This is a genomic window from Arthrobacter sp. Y3221114 (genome assembly GCF_059092625.1).
Window position 1 is genome coordinate 97,523 of record NZ_JBNHHW010000007.1, and the last position, 15,786, is coordinate 113,308.

General features: G+C 68.9%; 15 protein-coding genes. 5 read left to right on the top strand and 10 right to left on the bottom strand.

All coding sequences use genetic code 11. The features are described 5' to 3' along the window. Positions 1-36 precede the first annotated feature (36 nt). On the top strand, positions 37-1,632 hold the full coding sequence (locus AC5RV3_RS14985) for an ATP-binding protein (protein WP_494122808.1): 1,596 nt from the start codon (positions 37-39) through the stop codon (positions 1,630-1,632). Continuing rightward, positions 1,629-2,474 carry a response regulator gene (locus tag AC5RV3_RS14990; protein ID WP_494122809.1) on the top strand — a complete coding sequence of 282 codons (846 nt, stop codon included), beginning with the start codon at positions 1,629-1,631 and terminating at the stop codon, positions 2,472-2,474. The genes AC5RV3_RS14985 and AC5RV3_RS14990 overlap by 4 nt, the downstream gene beginning before the upstream one ends. On the opposite strand, the gene AC5RV3_RS14995 is transcribed toward AC5RV3_RS14990, so the two are convergent. From AC5RV3_RS14995 to AC5RV3_RS15025, 7 genes are read right to left on the bottom strand one after another with little or no spacing between them, the layout of a single operon-like run. Further along, positions 2,464-3,288 carry an HpcH/HpaI aldolase/citrate lyase family protein gene (locus AC5RV3_RS14995; RefSeq protein WP_494122810.1) on the bottom strand — a complete coding sequence of 275 codons (825 nt, stop codon included), beginning with the start codon at positions 3,286-3,288 and terminating at the stop codon, positions 2,464-2,466. The genes AC5RV3_RS14990 and AC5RV3_RS14995 overlap by 11 nt on opposite strands. Beyond that, positions 3,285-3,875 carry a MaoC family dehydratase gene (locus tag AC5RV3_RS15000; RefSeq protein WP_494111373.1) on the bottom strand — a complete coding sequence of 197 codons (591 nt, stop codon included), beginning with the start codon at positions 3,873-3,875 and terminating at the stop codon, positions 3,285-3,287. The genes AC5RV3_RS14995 and AC5RV3_RS15000 overlap by 4 nt, the downstream gene beginning before the upstream one ends. Continuing rightward, a complete protein-coding gene (locus tag AC5RV3_RS15005; protein ID WP_494111374.1) occupies positions 3,872-4,525 on the bottom strand; it encodes a CoA transferase subunit B in 654 nt (217 codons plus the stop codon). The genes AC5RV3_RS15000 and AC5RV3_RS15005 overlap by 4 nt, the downstream gene beginning before the upstream one ends. An 11-nt stretch (positions 4,526-4,536) precedes the next feature. Next, on the bottom strand, positions 4,537-5,316 hold the full coding sequence (locus tag AC5RV3_RS15010) for a CoA transferase subunit A (RefSeq protein WP_494122811.1): 780 nt from the start codon (positions 5,314-5,316) through the stop codon (positions 4,537-4,539). 27 nt (positions 5,317-5,343) lie between these two features. Next, positions 5,344-6,507: an acyl-CoA dehydrogenase family protein gene (locus AC5RV3_RS15015; RefSeq protein ID WP_494122812.1), complete on the bottom strand. Its 1,164-nt coding sequence runs from the start codon at positions 6,505-6,507 to the stop codon at positions 5,344-5,346. Between the two features lie 2 nt (positions 6,508-6,509). Further along, complete coding sequence (locus AC5RV3_RS15020; RefSeq protein ID WP_494122813.1) at positions 6,510-8,582, bottom strand: acetyl/propionyl/methylcrotonyl-CoA carboxylase subunit alpha; 2,073 nt, start codon at positions 8,580-8,582, stop codon at positions 6,510-6,512. Continuing rightward, positions 8,579-10,183 (bottom strand): carboxyl transferase domain-containing protein, encoded by a 1,605-nt coding sequence (locus AC5RV3_RS15025; RefSeq protein WP_494122814.1) that lies wholly within the window; start codon positions 10,181-10,183, stop codon positions 8,579-8,581. The genes AC5RV3_RS15020 and AC5RV3_RS15025 overlap by 4 nt, the downstream gene beginning before the upstream one ends. A gap of 171 nt (positions 10,184-10,354) precedes the next feature. Between AC5RV3_RS15025 and AC5RV3_RS15030 the strand changes: the two genes are divergently transcribed. Both AC5RV3_RS15030 and AC5RV3_RS15035 read left to right on the top strand, forming a co-directional pair. Beyond that, positions 10,355-10,972 (top strand): SACE_7040 family transcriptional regulator, encoded by a 618-nt coding sequence (locus AC5RV3_RS15030; protein WP_494111379.1) that lies wholly within the window; start codon positions 10,355-10,357, stop codon positions 10,970-10,972. Between the two features lie 35 nt (positions 10,973-11,007). Next, complete coding sequence (locus AC5RV3_RS15035; protein ID WP_494107947.1) at positions 11,008-11,475, top strand: GNAT family N-acetyltransferase; 468 nt, start codon at positions 11,008-11,010, stop codon at positions 11,473-11,475. Between the two features lie 19 nt (positions 11,476-11,494). Here AC5RV3_RS15035 and AC5RV3_RS15040 read toward each other — a convergent pair whose 3' ends face one another. The 3 genes from AC5RV3_RS15040 to pdhA are packed head-to-tail and all read right to left on the bottom strand — an operon-like array spanning position 11,495 to position 15,058. Further along, complete coding sequence (locus AC5RV3_RS15040; protein ID WP_494122815.1) at positions 11,495-12,925, bottom strand: dihydrolipoamide acetyltransferase family protein; 1,431 nt, start codon at positions 12,923-12,925, stop codon at positions 11,495-11,497. Between the two features lie 4 nt (positions 12,926-12,929). Beyond that, on the bottom strand, positions 12,930-13,937 hold the full coding sequence (locus AC5RV3_RS15045; protein ID WP_494122816.1) for an alpha-ketoacid dehydrogenase subunit beta: 1,008 nt from the start codon (positions 13,935-13,937) through the stop codon (positions 12,930-12,932). Then, on the bottom strand, positions 13,937-15,058 hold the full coding sequence (pdhA, locus tag AC5RV3_RS15050; RefSeq protein ID WP_494122817.1) for a pyruvate dehydrogenase (acetyl-transferring) E1 component subunit alpha: 1,122 nt from the start codon (positions 15,056-15,058) through the stop codon (positions 13,937-13,939). The genes AC5RV3_RS15045 and pdhA overlap by 1 nt, the downstream gene beginning before the upstream one ends. Before the next feature lie 192 nt (positions 15,059-15,250). Here pdhA and AC5RV3_RS15055 point away from each other — a divergent pair, with 192 nt between their 5' ends. Beyond that, entirely contained in the window at positions 15,251-15,727 is a 477-nt protein-coding gene (locus AC5RV3_RS15055; protein WP_494122818.1) for an Lrp/AsnC family transcriptional regulator, read from the top strand. The last annotated feature ends 59 nt before the right edge of the window (positions 15,728-15,786 follow it).

Below are 15,786 nucleotides of genomic sequence, written 5' to 3' on the forward strand. Positions count from 1 at the left end.
AGAGTGGCGCAGCTAACAGCATGCGAAAATGGTGGTGTGTTCCGATCCCTGTCGCTGCGGACCCAGCTGTTTGTGCTGCAGCTGTCCATCCTGCTCGCCGTCGTCCTGGTGGCCGGCTCGGTCGCCATATCGATGCAGGAGCAGCAGATCCGCGATGCCTACGAGGGACGGATGATCGGCGTGGCGCGCTCGGTGGCGCAACTGCCGTCCATCGTGGAGGCCTTCGACGACGAAGACCCCAGCAAGACCATCCAGCCGATCGCCGAGCTCATAGCGCAGTCCACGGGCGTGACGTACGTGGTGGTCACGGACGACCGCGGGATCCGCTACTCCCACCCCAACGAGGCGCTGATCGGACAGATGGTTTCCACCGACCCGTCGATCCCCTTGTCCGGCGAGACGTTCGTCGGCAGGCAGACCGGCACGCTGGGCGAGTCGTGGCGGGTGAAGGTGCCCGTGTATGACCGGTCGGGGAGCACAGTGATCGGCACCGCGTCTGTCGGCACGTTGGAATCCACGCTGCGCGACGACCTCAACGACGACCTGCCCGTCCTGCTGGCCTGGCTCATCGCGGCGGCACTGGTCGGATCGGCCGGCGCCATCTACATCTCGCGGCTGGTCTGGCGGCGGATCTACCAGCTCGAGCCGGAGGAGATCGCCGCCCTGCTCGAAACCCGCGACGCCATGCTTCACGGCATCGGCGAAGGCGTGGTTGCCGTGGACGACCGCGGGCGCATCGCGTTGCTCAACGATGAGGCGAAACGCCTCCTGGAGGTCTCCGACGCCGCCTTGGGCCAGGCGGCCGGCAAGATCCTGGATCCCGTGCTGGCGGCCATGCTGGCGGCCACCGGCGGCGCCGACGAAACGGTCCTCGCCGGCGAACGAGTGCTGCTGGCCCGGGCCAACGCGGCCACCGTGGACTCGCGCCGCGTGGGCAGCGTCCTCATCCTGCGCGACCGCACCGAACTGCACCAGCTGCTGCAGGATCTGGACGGCGCCCGGGATGTCACCCAGGCACTGCGGGCCCAGGCACACGAATTTTCCAACAAGATGCATGTGATCTCCGGCCTGCTGGAACTGGGCCGCGCGCAGCAGGCAGTGGACTTCATCTCGCGTGCCGGCCACGGCGGTTCGGTGGTGGCGGGCGAACTGGCCCCGGGCATCATCGACCCGGACGCGGCCAGCCTGCTGATGGCCAAGACCACTATTTGCGACGAAAAGGGCATCAGGCTACTCATCGATCCGGCGTCCGAGCTCGCTCCGGACGGCACGACGGACCCGGTCACCGTGCTCGGAAACCTGATCGACAACGCCATCGAAGCCGTGGGTGTGCAGGGAACCATCACGGTTGCCATCACCAGTGGCCCGGGCGGTTGCACCATCACGGTCGCCGACGACGGTCCCGGCGTCCCGCCGGAGGAATACCAGCGCATCTTCGAGCCGGGCGTCTCCGGCAAGGAGGCCGCGCTGCCGGGCAGCCGCGGTTTCGGCCTCGCGCTGGTCAGCCGCGTTGCGGCGCGGCGCGGCGGCAGCGCCCGGGTGGCGGCCTCCGCCTCCGGCGGCGCCGAGTTCACGGTAACGTTCTCACCGACCCCGCCGAACGCCCGACCGCAAGGAGTTCCGGTTCCATGAGCCTGATCCGCACTGTCGTCATCGACGACGACAAAGAGGTCGCGGGGGTGCACACCGGCTTCCTGCTGGCCCACGGCGCCTTCGATGCCGTGGGCACCGCGTACACCGGGGCCGAGGGGCTGGCAATGGTCGCGAAGCTTCGCCCCGAGCTGGTGCTGCTGGACATTCATCTGCCGGACATGAGCGGCATCGAAGTACTGCGCGCGGTCCGGAACCTTCCCGGGGAACCCGTTGACGTCATCGCGATTACCGCGGCGCGCGAACTGGACACGGTGCGGGCCGCGATGGCCGGCGGGGTGCTCCACTACCTGGTCAAGCCGTTCAACGCGCGGGTTCTCATGGAGCGGCTGGACGCGTATGTGGAGCACCGCCGGCAGATCAGCGGCGACGACTCCGCCGTGCTGGACCAGGACGGCATTGACCGGCTGCTCGCGCCGCAGCTCGACGCCGGCAGGGACTCCGCCCGGGCGGATGCGGACAGCACCGCTGAAGGGCCGGCGTCCGGCCGTGCCCCCGGCCAACCGACGCTGCGGGCGCGCGCTGCTGCGCCCGGAAGCGGCGCCGGCCGCGCCGCGGTTTCCGCCGTCACGCTGTCCGGCCCGGGGGCTGCTGTTCCGCTGCCCAAGGGCCTGTCCTTGCCTACCTTGGAGGCCGTGATCGCCGACCTGAATGCGGCCGGCGCGGCCTCCTCTGCGTCCGAGGTCGCCGGGCGGCTGGGCTTGGCCCGGGTCAGCGCACGGCGCTATCTGGAGTACCTGGTGTCGCGCGGCGAGGCCCGGATCACCCCGCGGTACGGGGCGGCCGGCCGGCCGGAGAAGTTCTACGTCCCGCTCACCCGTTAGGACTGAACTGCCGGGCCCGCCGCAGGATCTGCTCCGCGTGCTTGAGGACCGGCCCGTCGACCATTTGGCCCCGGAACCGGAAGGCGCCGGATTCATTGGCGGCGGCGGCCAGCAGCGCCACCGCATGGTCGGTTTCCTCCTCGCCCGGGCGGTAGGCGGCCCGCACCACGTCGGCCTGGCTGGGGTGGATGATGGCCTTGGCTGCGAAACCCGAGGCGACCGCATCCTCGGCCTCGGCCGCGAGCCCGCCGAGGTCCGGTATGTCGATGTAGACCGAGTCGATGGCGGCCTTGCCGTAGGCGCCGGCGGCTAGCAGGACCTGCGAACGCGCGTGTCTGGCGACGTCCCGGTAGGTTCCGGACGCGAACCGGCTGGAACTGCCGCCCAGTGAGGCGACCAGGTCCTCCGCCCCCCACATCAGCGCGGTGACGTTCGCGCAGCGTGCCAGTTCCGCGGCGTGCAGCACGCCGAGGGCCGTCTCGCACAGGGCCACCACCGAGTACTCCCCCAGCCCGCCGGCCGCCGCCGCGTCCTCCGCCTTGGCCAGCATGATGGTGCGGTAGCCGGACCGGCGGACGGCGTCCAGGTCCGGCGCGTGGTCGGCTGTGCCGGCCGCGTTGACCCGCACGATCGTCCGTTCGGGGTCGAGCGGGTTGTCGATGATGGCTGACCGCGCCGCGGCGCGGTCCGCGGGAGCAACCGCGTCCTCCAGGTCCAGGATCACCGCGTCGGCGCGTTCGGCGGCCTTGCCGTACCGGTCGGGCCGGTCTGCCGGACAAAACAGGATGGCCGGTCCCATGCCGAAGCCGGTCATCGGACGCCCCCGGGCCGGCCGTCCCACAGTTCGGCGTCGCCGGTTTCCGAGCCTGCGATGGCTTCGGCGTGGCCGTCCTTGGTCCACATCAGGCAACTGCGCGTCACCGTGGCCACGACATCCCCGTGCTGGTTCCGGCCGGTGTGGTGCATGGTCACCACGCCGGTCCCGGGCCTGGACTTGGAGAGCCGCTTGTCGGTGACCACCGTCTCCGTATACAGCGTGTCCCCGTGGTAGAGCGGGTGCGGGAAGGTTACGTCCGTCATGCCCAGTTGAGCCACAATCGTGGACTGGGTGAGTTGGCCGACGGACTGGCCCACCACCGTGGCGAGGGTGAACATGGAATTCATCAGCCGCTGGCCGAACGGCTGCCCTGCCGCCCACGCCGCGTCCAGGTGCAGGGCCTGGTTGTTCATGGTGACGGTGGTGAAGAAGACATTGTCCGCCTCGGTGACGGTGCGGCCCGGCCGGTGCGCGTAGATGACGTCCGCTTCGATCTCCTCGAAGTAGAGCCCCCGCTGGATGATCACTTTCTGCGCCCCGGCGGCTTCGGAGGGGGTCGCCGCTGCCCCGGCGTCGGTGTTCACCGGGCACCCGCCTGGTACTGGTCGATCCGGAGTTCGGCTTCGGTGGCGGCCACGACGTCCTGCACGTCGACGCCCGGGGCCGTCTCGCGCAGCACTAGTCCCTGCTCAGCGACGTCGATGACGGCCAGGTCGGTGATGATGGTGTCCACGCAGCCCCTGCCGGTGAGCGGCAGCGTGCATTCGGTGAGGATCTTGGGGTTCCCGCCCTTGTCCACGTGCTCCATCATGACGATCAGCCGTTTGGCACCGAAGACCAGGTCCATGGCACCCCCCATGCCCTTGACCATCTTGCCCGGGATCATCCAGTTGGCCAGGTCTCCGGTCCGGGACACCTGCATGGCGCCGAGAACGGCGACGTCGACGTGCCCGCCGCGGACCATGCCGAAGGAAGCGGAAGAGTCGAAGATCGCCGCTCCGCGGTTGAGCGTCACGGTCTCTTTGCCCGCGTTGATCAAGTCCGGGTCGATATTGTCCTCGGTCGGATACGGGCCGACGCCGAGGATCCCGTTTTCGGAATGCAGGATGACCTCCACGCCGTCGGGAATGTAGTTGGGAATCAGGGTGGGCATGCCGATGCCCAGGTTTACGTACTGCCCGTTTTCCAGTTCCCGGGCCACCCGGGCAGCCAGTTCGTTGCGTGTCAGGGCCATGGAGTGCTCCTTTACTTCCCGGTCGCGCCGGTGTCTTGGCCGGCCAGCCGCACCGTGCGTTTTTCGATGCGCTTTTCCACCTCCGGTGCCACCACCACCCGCTGGACGAAGATGCCGGGGGTGTGGATCTGCTGGGGGTCCAGTTCGCCCGGTTCCACGAGTTCTTCGACTTCGGCGATCGTGATCTTGCCGGCCATGGCGCACAGCGGATTGAAGTTCATGGCGGTCACGTGGAACACCAGGTTGCCCAGCCGGTCGCCCTTCCAGGCATGCACCAGGCCGAAGTCCGGCCGCAGCGACTCCTCCAGCACGTAGTCGGCCCCGCCGAAGCTGCGGACTTCCTTCGGTTCCGATGCCTTGGCGACCCCGCCGTCGGCATCGTATTTGCGCGGCAGCCCGCCCTCGCTGACCTGCGTGCCGACACCGGCGGCCGTGTAGAACGCGGGAATCCCGGCGCCGCCGGCCCGCAGCTTCTCCGCCAGCGTCCCCTGCGGGGTCAGCTCCACTTCCAGCTCGCCGGCCAGGAACTGCCGGGCGAACTCCTTGTTCTCGCCCACGTAGGAGCTGATGGTGCGCCGGATCCTCCCGTCGGCCAGCAGCACGCCCAGCCCCCAGTCGTCCACGCCGCAGTTGTTGCTGATGGTCTCCAGGTCGGTGGTGCCGGCGTCGTGCAGGGCCTGGATCAGCGCCACCGGAATGCCGCACAGGCCGAAGCCGCCCACGGCCAGCGAGGCGCCGTCCGGAATATCCGCCACGGCCTCCGCGGCGGAAGCCATTACCTTGTTGATCACTGCGTCCTCCTTTGCCTGTGCGCTCCGTCAAAGCCCCAGTTCGCGGGCGATGAGCATCAGCTGCACTTCGGTGGTCCCTTCCCCGACCTCCAGGATCTTCGAGTCGCGGTAGTGGCGCGCCACCCGGAATTCGTTGATGAAGCCGAAGCCGCCGAAAATCTGCGTGGCATCGCGGGCGTTGTCCATGGCGGCTTCGCCTGCCACCATCTTGGCAATCGCCGACTGCGTTTTGAAGTGCCGGCCGGCGAGCATCCTGGCGGCGGCGTCGTAATACGCCAGCCGCGCCGTGTGCGCGCGGGCCTGCATCCGGGCGATCTTGAACTGGATGGCCTGGAAGGAGCCGATGTTGGTGCCGAAGGCCTGGCGCTCCTTCGCGTAGCGCACCGCCTCGTCCACGCAGCCCTGCGCTGCGCCCGTGGCCAGCGCGGCGATGGCGATCCGGCCCTCGTCCAGGATTTGCAGGAAGTTGGCGTAGCCCCTGCCGCGGGTGCCCAGCAGGTTTTCTTCCGGGACGCGGACGTTGTCCAGGGTGAGCGGATGCGTGTCGGACGCGTTCCAGCCCACCTTGTTGTACGCCTTCTCGGCGGTGAAGCCCGGGGTGTCCGTGGGAACCAGGATGGTGGAGATTTCCTTCTTCACCGACCCGTCTTCGCGCTTGGAGGTGCCGGTGACCGCGGTGACGGTGACCAGCCGGGAGATCTCGGTGCCGGAGTTGGTGATGAACTCCTTGTGCCCGTTGACCACCCATTGCCCGTCCACGAGCTCGGCCCGGGTCTTGGTGCCGCCGGCGTCCGAGCCCGCTTCGGGTTCGGTCAGGCCGAAGCCGGCGAGCGCCTCGCCGCTGGCCAGCATGGGCAGCCACTGCTGCTTCTGGTCCTCGGTGCCGAAGCGGTAAATGGGCATCGCCCCCAGCGAGACCCCGGCCTCCAGGGTGATCGCCACCGATTGGTCCACCGCCCCGAGTTGTTCCAGCGCCAGGGCGAGCGCGAAGTAGTCGCCGCCCATGCCGCCGTATTCCTCGGGGAAGGGGAGGCCGAACAGGCCCATCTCGCCCATCTGTTCCACGACCTTGTACGGGAAGCTGTGCTCCTCGTCGTGCCTGGCGGACACCGGGGCGACCACCTCGCGGGCAAATTCCCGCACGGTCTCCACCAGGTCCTGGTAGTCCTCGCTCAGTGAGAAGTCAGGCATGGTCATGCCCCTTTCTGTTCAGGTTCTTCGGGGACAGGATCCGCTGCCCGCACGACGGCGACGATCTGGCCGGCCTTGACCAGGTCGCCGGGTTTGAGGTTGATGCTGGCTTTGCCGTCGATCCCGGCGCTCAGCTGGTGTTCCATCTTCATCGCTTCCACCGTCAGCAGCGGCTGGCCGGCCACCACCCGGTCGCCGTTGGCCACCGCCACGGACGTCACCGTCCCCGGCATCGGCGAGCGCACTTCGGGTGATGCCTCGCCCTCGGACTGGCGGACCCCTGCCAGGGCGTCGGCGAGCCTGCGCTCCCGGCCGCGGACGGTCACCCGGGCCGACCAGCCGGCGTCGCCCAGCCAAATCGTGCCGTCCTCGCCGAACGCGTGGCGCAGCGGCCTGCGGACGCCGTCGACCTCCGCCGCCTGCCCGGCCCGGTCCAGCACGACGGCGTAGCTGCCGCCGCCGGCCGTCACCAGGGCACCGGAGGGCCGGCCGGCGGCCGCGTCCCCCGTCCAGGCCACCGACATGTCGCGGTGTTCTCCGCCGCCGAGGTCGAAGCTGACGGTGCACGGACGCGGCCCGCTCAACCGCCAGCCCTCGCTCCGCCAGGCGGACCCCGGCCGGCCGGCCGCGCCTGTCCGGATCCGCCCGTCCCGTTGCCGGAGCAGCCAGTCCACGGCGGCCACGGACAGTTCGGCGTCACCGGGCCGGCGGAACTGCTGGTGTTCGATCTTCCGGTCGATCAACGTGGTGTCGAGCCGCCCGGCCCGCACGTCGTCGTCGGCCAGCAGGCTGCGAAGGTGCTCGATGTTGGTGTGGACGCCCAGCACCATGGTGTCGGCCAGCGCACCGTCCAGCCGCGCCAGGGCCTGCTGCCGGTCCTCGCCCCAGGCGATCACCTTGGACAGCAACGGGTCGTAGTCGGAAGGGATGACCAGGCCCGGCAGCAGCGAACTGTCCCCCCGCACGCCCTCCCCGGCGGCTTCGGCCAATTCCAGCACAGTGCCGGCCGAGGGCAGGAACTGCTGCGAGGGATCTTCCGCGTAGACGCGGGCCTCGACCGCATGCCCGGTGAGTACGACGTCGGACTGCGCCAGCGTGAGGGCCTCACCCGCAGCGATGCGCACCTGCCACTCCACCAGGTCCAGGCCGGTCACCAGTTCGGTGACCGGGTGTTCCACCTGCAGCCGGGTGTTCATCTCCATGAAGAAAAACTCGTCGGGTGCGTCGTCGGAGACCAGGAACTCCACGGTTCCGGCCCCGGTGTAGTCCACCGAGCGGGCCGCGTTGCAGGCCGCCTCGCCGATTCTGGCGCGGGTGGCGGCGTCAAGGAGCGACGACGGCGCCTCCTCGATGACTTTCTGGTGCCGGCGCTGCAACGAGCACTCGCGCTCCCCCAGGTGGATGGCGTTGCCGTGCCTGTCGCACAGCACCTGCACTTCGATGTGCCGCGGCCGGGCGATCAGCCGCTCCAGGAAGAGGGTGTCGTCGCCGAAGGCGGAGGCGGCCACCCGGCGGCCGGCGGCGAGCGCCGCGCGCAGTTCCACGGGCCGCTGCACGGCCATCATCCCCTTACCGCCGCCGCCGGCCGACGGCTTGATCAGCAGCGGGTAGCCGACCTCTTCGGCGGCCCGGACCAGCCCGTCGTCGTCCAGCCCCGGTTCCGCGATTCCGGGGATCACCGGGACCGAATGCGATGCCACGTGGTTCTTGGAGCGGATCTTGTCCCCCATGATCCCGATCGCCCCCACGTTGGGCCCGATGAACACGATGCCGGCCGCCTCCAGCGCCTGGGCAAACGCGACGTTCTCGCTGAGGAAGCCATAGCCGGGGTGCACGGCCTCGGCGCCCGTGGCCTTGCAGGCTTCGATCACGGAGTCGATGCGCAGGTAGCTCTCGGCCGCGGGCGCGGGGCCGATCCGCACCGCGATGTCGGCCTCGCGCACGTGGCGGGCCCCTGCGTCGGCATCCGAATAGACGGCAGCGGCACGGATGCCCATGGCGCGCAGCGTGCGGATGACCCGGCAGGCGATTTCGCCGCGGTTGGCAACCAGGACGGTTTCGAACACGCTGATCACATCCTGAACAGGCCGAAAGACGTATCGGGCAAGGGGCTGTTGGCGCAGACGTCGAGGGCGAGGCCGAGCACGGTGCGGGTCTGCGCCGGGTCGATGATCCCGTCGTCCCAGAGCCGCGCGGTGGAATAATACGGGTTGCCCTGGGCTTCGTACTGCTCCCGGATGGGGGCCTTGAACGCTTCCTCGGCCTCGGCGCTCCACTCCTCCCCGCGGGCTTCCAACTGGTCCCGTTTAACGGTGGCAAGGACTGAGGAAGCCTGGTTGCCGCCCATCACGGAAATGCGCGCGGCCGGCCACATCCAGAGGAAACGCGGCGAGTAAGCGCGTCCGCACATGGAATAGTTGCCGGCACCGAAGGACCCGCCGATCACCACGGTCAGCTTCGGCACCCGGGCGGTGGCGACGGCGGTCACCATCTTGGCCCCGTGCTTGGCGATGCCGCCGGCCTCGTAGTCGCGGCCCACCATGAAGCCGGAGAGGTTCTGCAGGAAAACCAGCGGGATGCCGCGCTGGTCGCAGAGTTCGATGAAATGCGCGCCCTTAAGGGCGGATTCGGAAAAGAGCACGCCGTTGTTCGCCACAAGGCCCACCTGATGCCCGTGGAGCCGGGCGAAGCCGGTGACCAGCGTGGTGCCGTACTCCCGCTTGAACTCGTGGAAGCGGCTGCCGTCCACCAGCCGGGCGATGACCTCGCGGACGTCGTAGCCGGCGTTGACGTCCACCGGAACGGCTCCGTAGATTTCCTGCGGGTCGGCCGCTGGCGCCTCGACGGGCGCCGTCTCCCAGGCCGGCGTCCGGCACGGGAGCGTGGCGACGATGTCGCGGACAATCTCCAGCGCGTGCACATCGTTCTCCGCCAGGTGGTCGGTCACCCCCGAGGTCCGTGCATGCAGCTCGCCGCCGCCCAGTTCCTCGGCCGTGACAACTTCGCCGATGGCCGCCTTCACCAGCGGCGGGCCGCCCAGGAAGATGGTGCCCTGGTCGCGGACGATCACGGTCTCGTCGCTCATGGCCGGAACGTAGGCGCCGCCGGCCGTGCAGGAACCGAGCACCGCGGCGATCTGCGGGATTTTCGCCGCCGACATCCGCGCCTGGTTGTAGAAGATGCGGCCGAAGTGCTCGCGGTCCGGGAACACGTCGTCCTGTTTGGGCAGGAACGCGCCGCCGGAGTCCACCAAGTAGATGCACGGCAGGTTGTTCTCCAGCGCCACCTCCTGGGCGCGCAGGTGCTTCTTGACGGTCATCGGGTAGTAGGTCCCGCCCTTGACGGTCGCATCGTTGCAGACCACCAGCACGTGGCGGCCGTGCACCAGGCCGATGCCGGCGATCATCCCCGCCCCCGGCGAATCGCCGTCGTACATTCCCTCGGCGGCCAGCGGCGCGATCTCCAAAAACGGGCTGCCTTCGTCCAGCAGGGTGTCGACCCTGTCCCGCGGCAACAGCTTGCCCCGCTCCAGGTGGCGCCGGCGCGAGCTCTCCGGCCCGCCCGCCGCCACCGAGGCCAGGCGGCGGTGCAGCTCGTCGGCCAGCCGGCGCTGCGCCGCGTCGTTGGTCCGGAAGCTGTCACTGGTAGTGTCCACCCGGGAAGCCAGTGTCTCCATCGACACCTTCCTGGCCGAAGCCGTCGCGCGTCCGCAATTCGCCGCCCACCGCTGGGGAGCAACTGGCCTGCAGGACGCATTTTGGTTAGTCTGTACTAACTGAAATCAGGCTAGTGGCCGCTAACTGTCTTGTCCAGCACTTATTCAGCATCTGCGCGAGGGAACCGATCCATGTCAGCACCGCATGCCGCCGCCGCGACGCGCCAGACCGGCCGGAGCCTGGCCAAGGCGACCCGCAGGGCCGCACTGCTGGACGCTGCCGCCCGCCTCTTCGCCGAGCGCGGCTTCAACGGCGTTTCCATCGAAGACCTCGGCTCGGCGGCCGGCGTCAGCGGCCCGGCCGTCTACCGGCATTTCGACAGCAAGCATGCGGTGCTGGCGGCGCTGCTCACGGGCGTCAGCCAGGACCTGCTCGACGGCGGTCAGGACGTGGCGGCAGGCAAGCAGGACGCCGAGGAGGCACTCCGGGGATTGGTCGCCTTCCACGTGGACTTCGCCTTGAAGCATCCCGACGTCATCCGCGTCCACGACCGGGACCTGGACAGCCTGCCCGCCGAGGACTCGGCGTTGGTCCGGACGCTGCAGCGCACCTACGTGGAGGTGTGGGTTTCCGTGCTGGCACGGCTGCTGCCCGAGGCCGATGCAGCGCAGCTGCGGGTCCGCGCGCACGCCGTCTTCGGACTGATCAACTCCACGCCGCATTCGACCCACCGGAGCCGGCAGCCGCGGGAAGCCTGGCGCCGCAATCTGCTGGAACAAATGGCCTGGGCCGCATTGAAAGCCGAGTAGGGTGTATCAGACACCAACTAGCCGAAAGGTCTGCTGTGATTGAGCTTCGTCCTGTAGAACCTGCCGACCTCGACGAGTTCTTCGAGTACCAGCAGGATCCCGACGCCAACCATATGGCGGCATTCGCCGCCCGGAATCCGTCTGACCGCGGCGTGTTCGATCTTCACTGGCAGAGCCTGCTCGACGACGAGACCATCACCGTGCGCACCGTCACCGTCGACGGCGAGGTGGTGGGCAGCGTACTGGCCTACCCGAACGAGGGGTACCCGGAACTGAGCTACTGGACCGCGAAGTCGCAGTGGGGCAAGGGGGTCACCACCGCGGCCGTCGAGGCCTTCTTGCGGGAATTCACCGCGCGCCCCATCCGCGCGCGGGTGGTCAAGGACAACCTTGGCTCGGTCAAGGTCCTGCACAAGCTCGGCTTCCGGACCGTCGGTGAGGCCCAGGGCTTCGCCAATGCCCGCGGCGCCGTGGTTACCGAGGAGATCCTCGAACTGGCCTAAAGCCGCCTCCCCGCCGGCATCACACCATGGCCAGCACCATGGCCGGGTCCGACAGGATGGTGCCGATGTCGGCGAGGAAGCGTCCCGCCTGCTCTCCGTCCACCACGCGGTGATCGAAGGACAGGCTGAGCGTCACCACATCGCGCAGCGCCACCTCCCCCCGGTATTCCCACGGCTGCCGCCGCACCGCGCCGAGGGCCAGGATGGCCGACTCCCCCGGGTTCAGGATCGGCGTTCCGGCGTCGATGCCGAACACCCCGATGTTGGTGATGGAGATGGTTCCCCCGCGCAGTTCGGACGGGGCGGTCCTGCCGGCCCGTGCCGTCTCGGCCAGCTCCCCCAGGGCCTCGGCCAGCCGGCGCAGGTCCATCCGGTGCGCATCCTTGATGTTCGGCACCGTCAGTCCGCGCGGGGTCGCCGCGGCGATGCCAAGATTCACGTAGTTCTGCTGCACGATCTCGCCGGCGTCCCCGTCCCAGCGGGAGTTCAGCTCGGGGCGGCGCTCCAGCGCCAGGCACAGCGCCTTGGCAGTGATGGTCAGGGGCGTGAGTTTCAGCCCGGCGAACGCCTTGCCCGCCTTGAGCCGCCGGATCAGTTCCATGCTCTCCGTGGCGTCGACGGTGAGGAACGACGAAGCATGCGGGGCGGTGAAAGCACTGGCCACCATGGCTGCGGCGGTGTGTTTGCGAACGCCCTTGACCGGGATCCGCGTCTCCGCCCCGGCGGCGCCACCGAGCCAGCCGACGGCCGTTCCGGGCACGGCACCCCCGGCCGCAACGGCCGGGGCCGCTGCCGCCTCGTGGAAGGCCCGGACGTCGTCGCGGGTGATCAGGCCCCGTTCCCCGGTCCCGGCCACCTGTGCCAGATCGACGCCGAGGTCCTTGGCCAGCTTCCGGACCGGCGGGGTTGCGCGTGGCCGCTCCGGGATCTTCCCGGACGGTTCGGCCGGGGCCTCGTCGGGCGCGCCGGCCGGCCGGCCGGCGGCGTGAACATCCGCGGTTCCGGCGCGCTCCGCGTCCGCTGCGCGTTGTGTCAGGGTCGCCGGGAGCGCTGCCGGGACCGCCGTGGCGAACGCCGCCCCGCCGGTCTTGCGTCGGCGCCGGGCCGGCCGGCCGTTCCCCTCGGCCGCCGCACCGTACCCCACCAGGTTCGCCTCGCGGCGCGGCTCCGGCGGTTTTCCGGCCGCCTTCACGCCGTCGTCTCCCGCGTCTTCCACCTCGATGGAGACGATTGGCTCGCCCACGCTGACGGTGGTGCCGGGCACTTCATGCAGGGTGCGGACCACCCCGGAGAACGGCGAGGGCAGCTCGACCACGGCCTTGGCAGTTTCCACCTCGCCCAGGATCTGGTTGAGCTGGACCGCATCGCCCTCGGCCACGTTCCAGCTAACGATCTCCGACTCGGTGAGCCCCTCGCCCAGGTCCGGCAATTTGAATACCTTGATCCCCACGGATTCAGTCCTCCAGTCCGGTCAGCGAGTTGGGCCTGCCGAGCACTCGGTCCACACCGTCCAGGATGCGGTCCAGATCCGGCAGGTGATGCCGCTCCATCTTGGCCGGAGGGTACGGGATGTCCATCCCTGTAATCCGCACGGGAGCGTGTTCCAGATGATAGAAACAGCGTTCGGTCAGGCTGGCCGCGATCTCCGCGCCGAGCCCGCCGGTCCGGGCCGCCTCGTGCGTGATCACCAGGCGGCCGGTCTTGCGCACCGAGGCCTCCACGGTGGGAAAGTCCAGCGGCGACAGCGAGCGCAGATCAATGACTTCCACCGACACGCCGTCGTCCTCGGCGGCCTGGGCCGCTTCCCGCGCCGTCTGGACCAGCGCACCGTAGGTCACCAGGGTCACATCGGATCCGGGCACCTCCACCCGTGCGCTGCCCATCGGCAGCGCGGACTCCAGCGCATTCTCGTCCACCTCGCCCTTGGTGTGGTAGCGCCGTTTGGGTTCGAAGTAGACCACCGGATCGTCGGCGGCGATGGCCTGCTGGATCATCGTGCAGGCGTCCTGCGGGTTCGACACTGCCACCACCCGCAACCCGGAGGTGTGGGTGAAATACGCCTCCGGCGATTCCGAGTGGTGTTCGGCGGCGCCGATGCCGCCGCCGAAGGGCACCCGAATGGTCAGCGGCATCTTCACCCGGCCGCGGGTGCGGTAGTGCAGCTTGGCCACCTGGCTGACGATCTGGTCGAACGCCGGGTAGATGAAACCGTCGAACTGGATCTCGCAAACCGGCCGGTACCCCCGGTAGGCCATGCCGACGGCGGTGCCCAGGATCGCGGACTCTGCCAGCGGGGCGTCGATCACCCGGTGGGCGCCGAAGTCCTTTTGCAGTTCGTCGGTAATGCGGAACACCCCGCCCAAGGCTCCAATGTCCTCGCCGATAATCACCACCCTGGGGTCATTCTCCAGGGCCTTGCGTAGCCCGGTGTTGATGGCGCGTCCAAACGTCATGGTGGTCATCAGCGGCCTCCCTCGGCAGCGTCGAACGAATCAAGATAGCGCTCGTAGTGCGCGCGCTGTTCTGCCAGCACGGAGTGCGGCGCCACGTAGACGTTCTCGAACAGTTCCAAGTCGGCAGGGTCGGCCATCGTCGTGCAACCGGCGCGCATCTCGGCTGCGGCCTGGTCGGCCGCGTCCCGGACCCGCTTTTGCAGCCCCTCGTCCAACAGGCCCTCGGCGGCCAGGAGGGCGGCCAGCCGGTCGATCGGATCCCGGCTCTTCCAGTCCTCCAGCTCGTTGGCATCGCGATAGCGGGTGGGATCGTCGGCGGTCGTATGCGGTCCCATCCGGTAGGTGACCGCTTCAATAAAGGACGGGCCGCCGCCGCTGCGCGCATGCTCCAACGCCCTGCGGGTCACGGCCAGGCAGGCCAGAACATCGTTGCCGTCCACGCGATAACTGGGAATGCCGAATCCGGGTGCACGCTCGGACAGTTTGCCTTGTGCCTGAAGGGTCACCGGTTCGGAGATCGCCCACTGGTTGTTCTGGCAGAAGAAGATCACCGGTGCCTGGAAGCTGGCGGCAAACACCATGGCCTCGTTCACGTCGCCCTGGCTAGTGGCGCCGTCGCCGAAATACGTCACCGCCACCGCATCGTCGCCGTCGAACTTCACCGCCATGGCGTAGCCGGTGGCGTGCAGCGTTTGAGCCCCGATGATGACCTGCGGGGTGGCCATGTTGATTTCGTAAGGGTCCCAACCGGAGGGCCTGTTGCCGCGCCAGACGCGGATCATGTCGGTCAGGTCCACGCCGCGGCAGTAGGCGACGCCGTTTTCCCGGTAGCTGGAAAAGACGAAGTCGTCCTTGCGCAGGGCGCGGCCGGAACCGATCTGGGCCGCCTCCTGCCCCAGCAGCGGCGGCCACAAGGCGAGCTCTCCCTGCCGCTGCAAGGCGGTGGCTTCCTGGTCCAGGCGGCGGACCACCACCATGTCCTGGTAGAGACCGGCGAGACGGTCGCCGTCGATATCCTCCAGCCAGGGGTCGAACTCCCCGTTGGGGACCCGCGTACCGTCCGGCGCGAGCAGTTGGATGTAGCTTTCCTGGTTGAGCGGACCGGCCGGGTCCGTGCCTGGTAAGAACACTTGCGACACTCCCTTTGCGTCTTCAGGGCCGGGAAGGTCTTGTGGACCTCTCGGCGCCGGACAGCACCGCCTGCACCTTTGCCCGCGGTTGATTGTGACACTACTCACATCCCGCAAGTCGCGCAATGATCCGGAAAAAAGTTGAGCAGAATGCCCTGCCGGGGCGGTGCCGGGCGTGCTAGTCTGCGCACTATGCGGAATTTGGACGGCACCGACCTGCGGTTGCTGGGAGCCTTGGCGCAAGATCCGCGGCGGACAGTGGTGGCCCTGGCGCAGATTTTGGGCCTGTCGCGCAACACGGTGCAGGCGCGCATGGCCCGCCTCGAAAGGGACCACGTGTTCCTCTCCTTTGACCGGCGGATCAATCCTGCCGCCGTGGGCTATCCGCTGGCGGCCTTCATCCACATCCACGTGCACCAGCCGAAACTGCAACAAATCACCGACGAACTGGCCCGCATCCCGGAGGTACTCGAAGCCATTGGCATCACCGGCCAAGCGGACATCCTGGCCCGCGTCGTCTCCGAGGGCGCCGAGGACCTGTTCCGCGTCAACGGCAAGATCCTGGCGATCGACGGCGTGGAGCGGACCGACACGTCGCTGGCCATGCACGAACTGATCCCGTTCCGGATCGAACCGCTGCTCTCCCGCGGGGTCCGGGCAGCCGGCTAGCTGTAAGCTCGGGTGCATCGGGCAGGCCCCGTACCGCTGGCCGGGGTCCGGGGACCGGA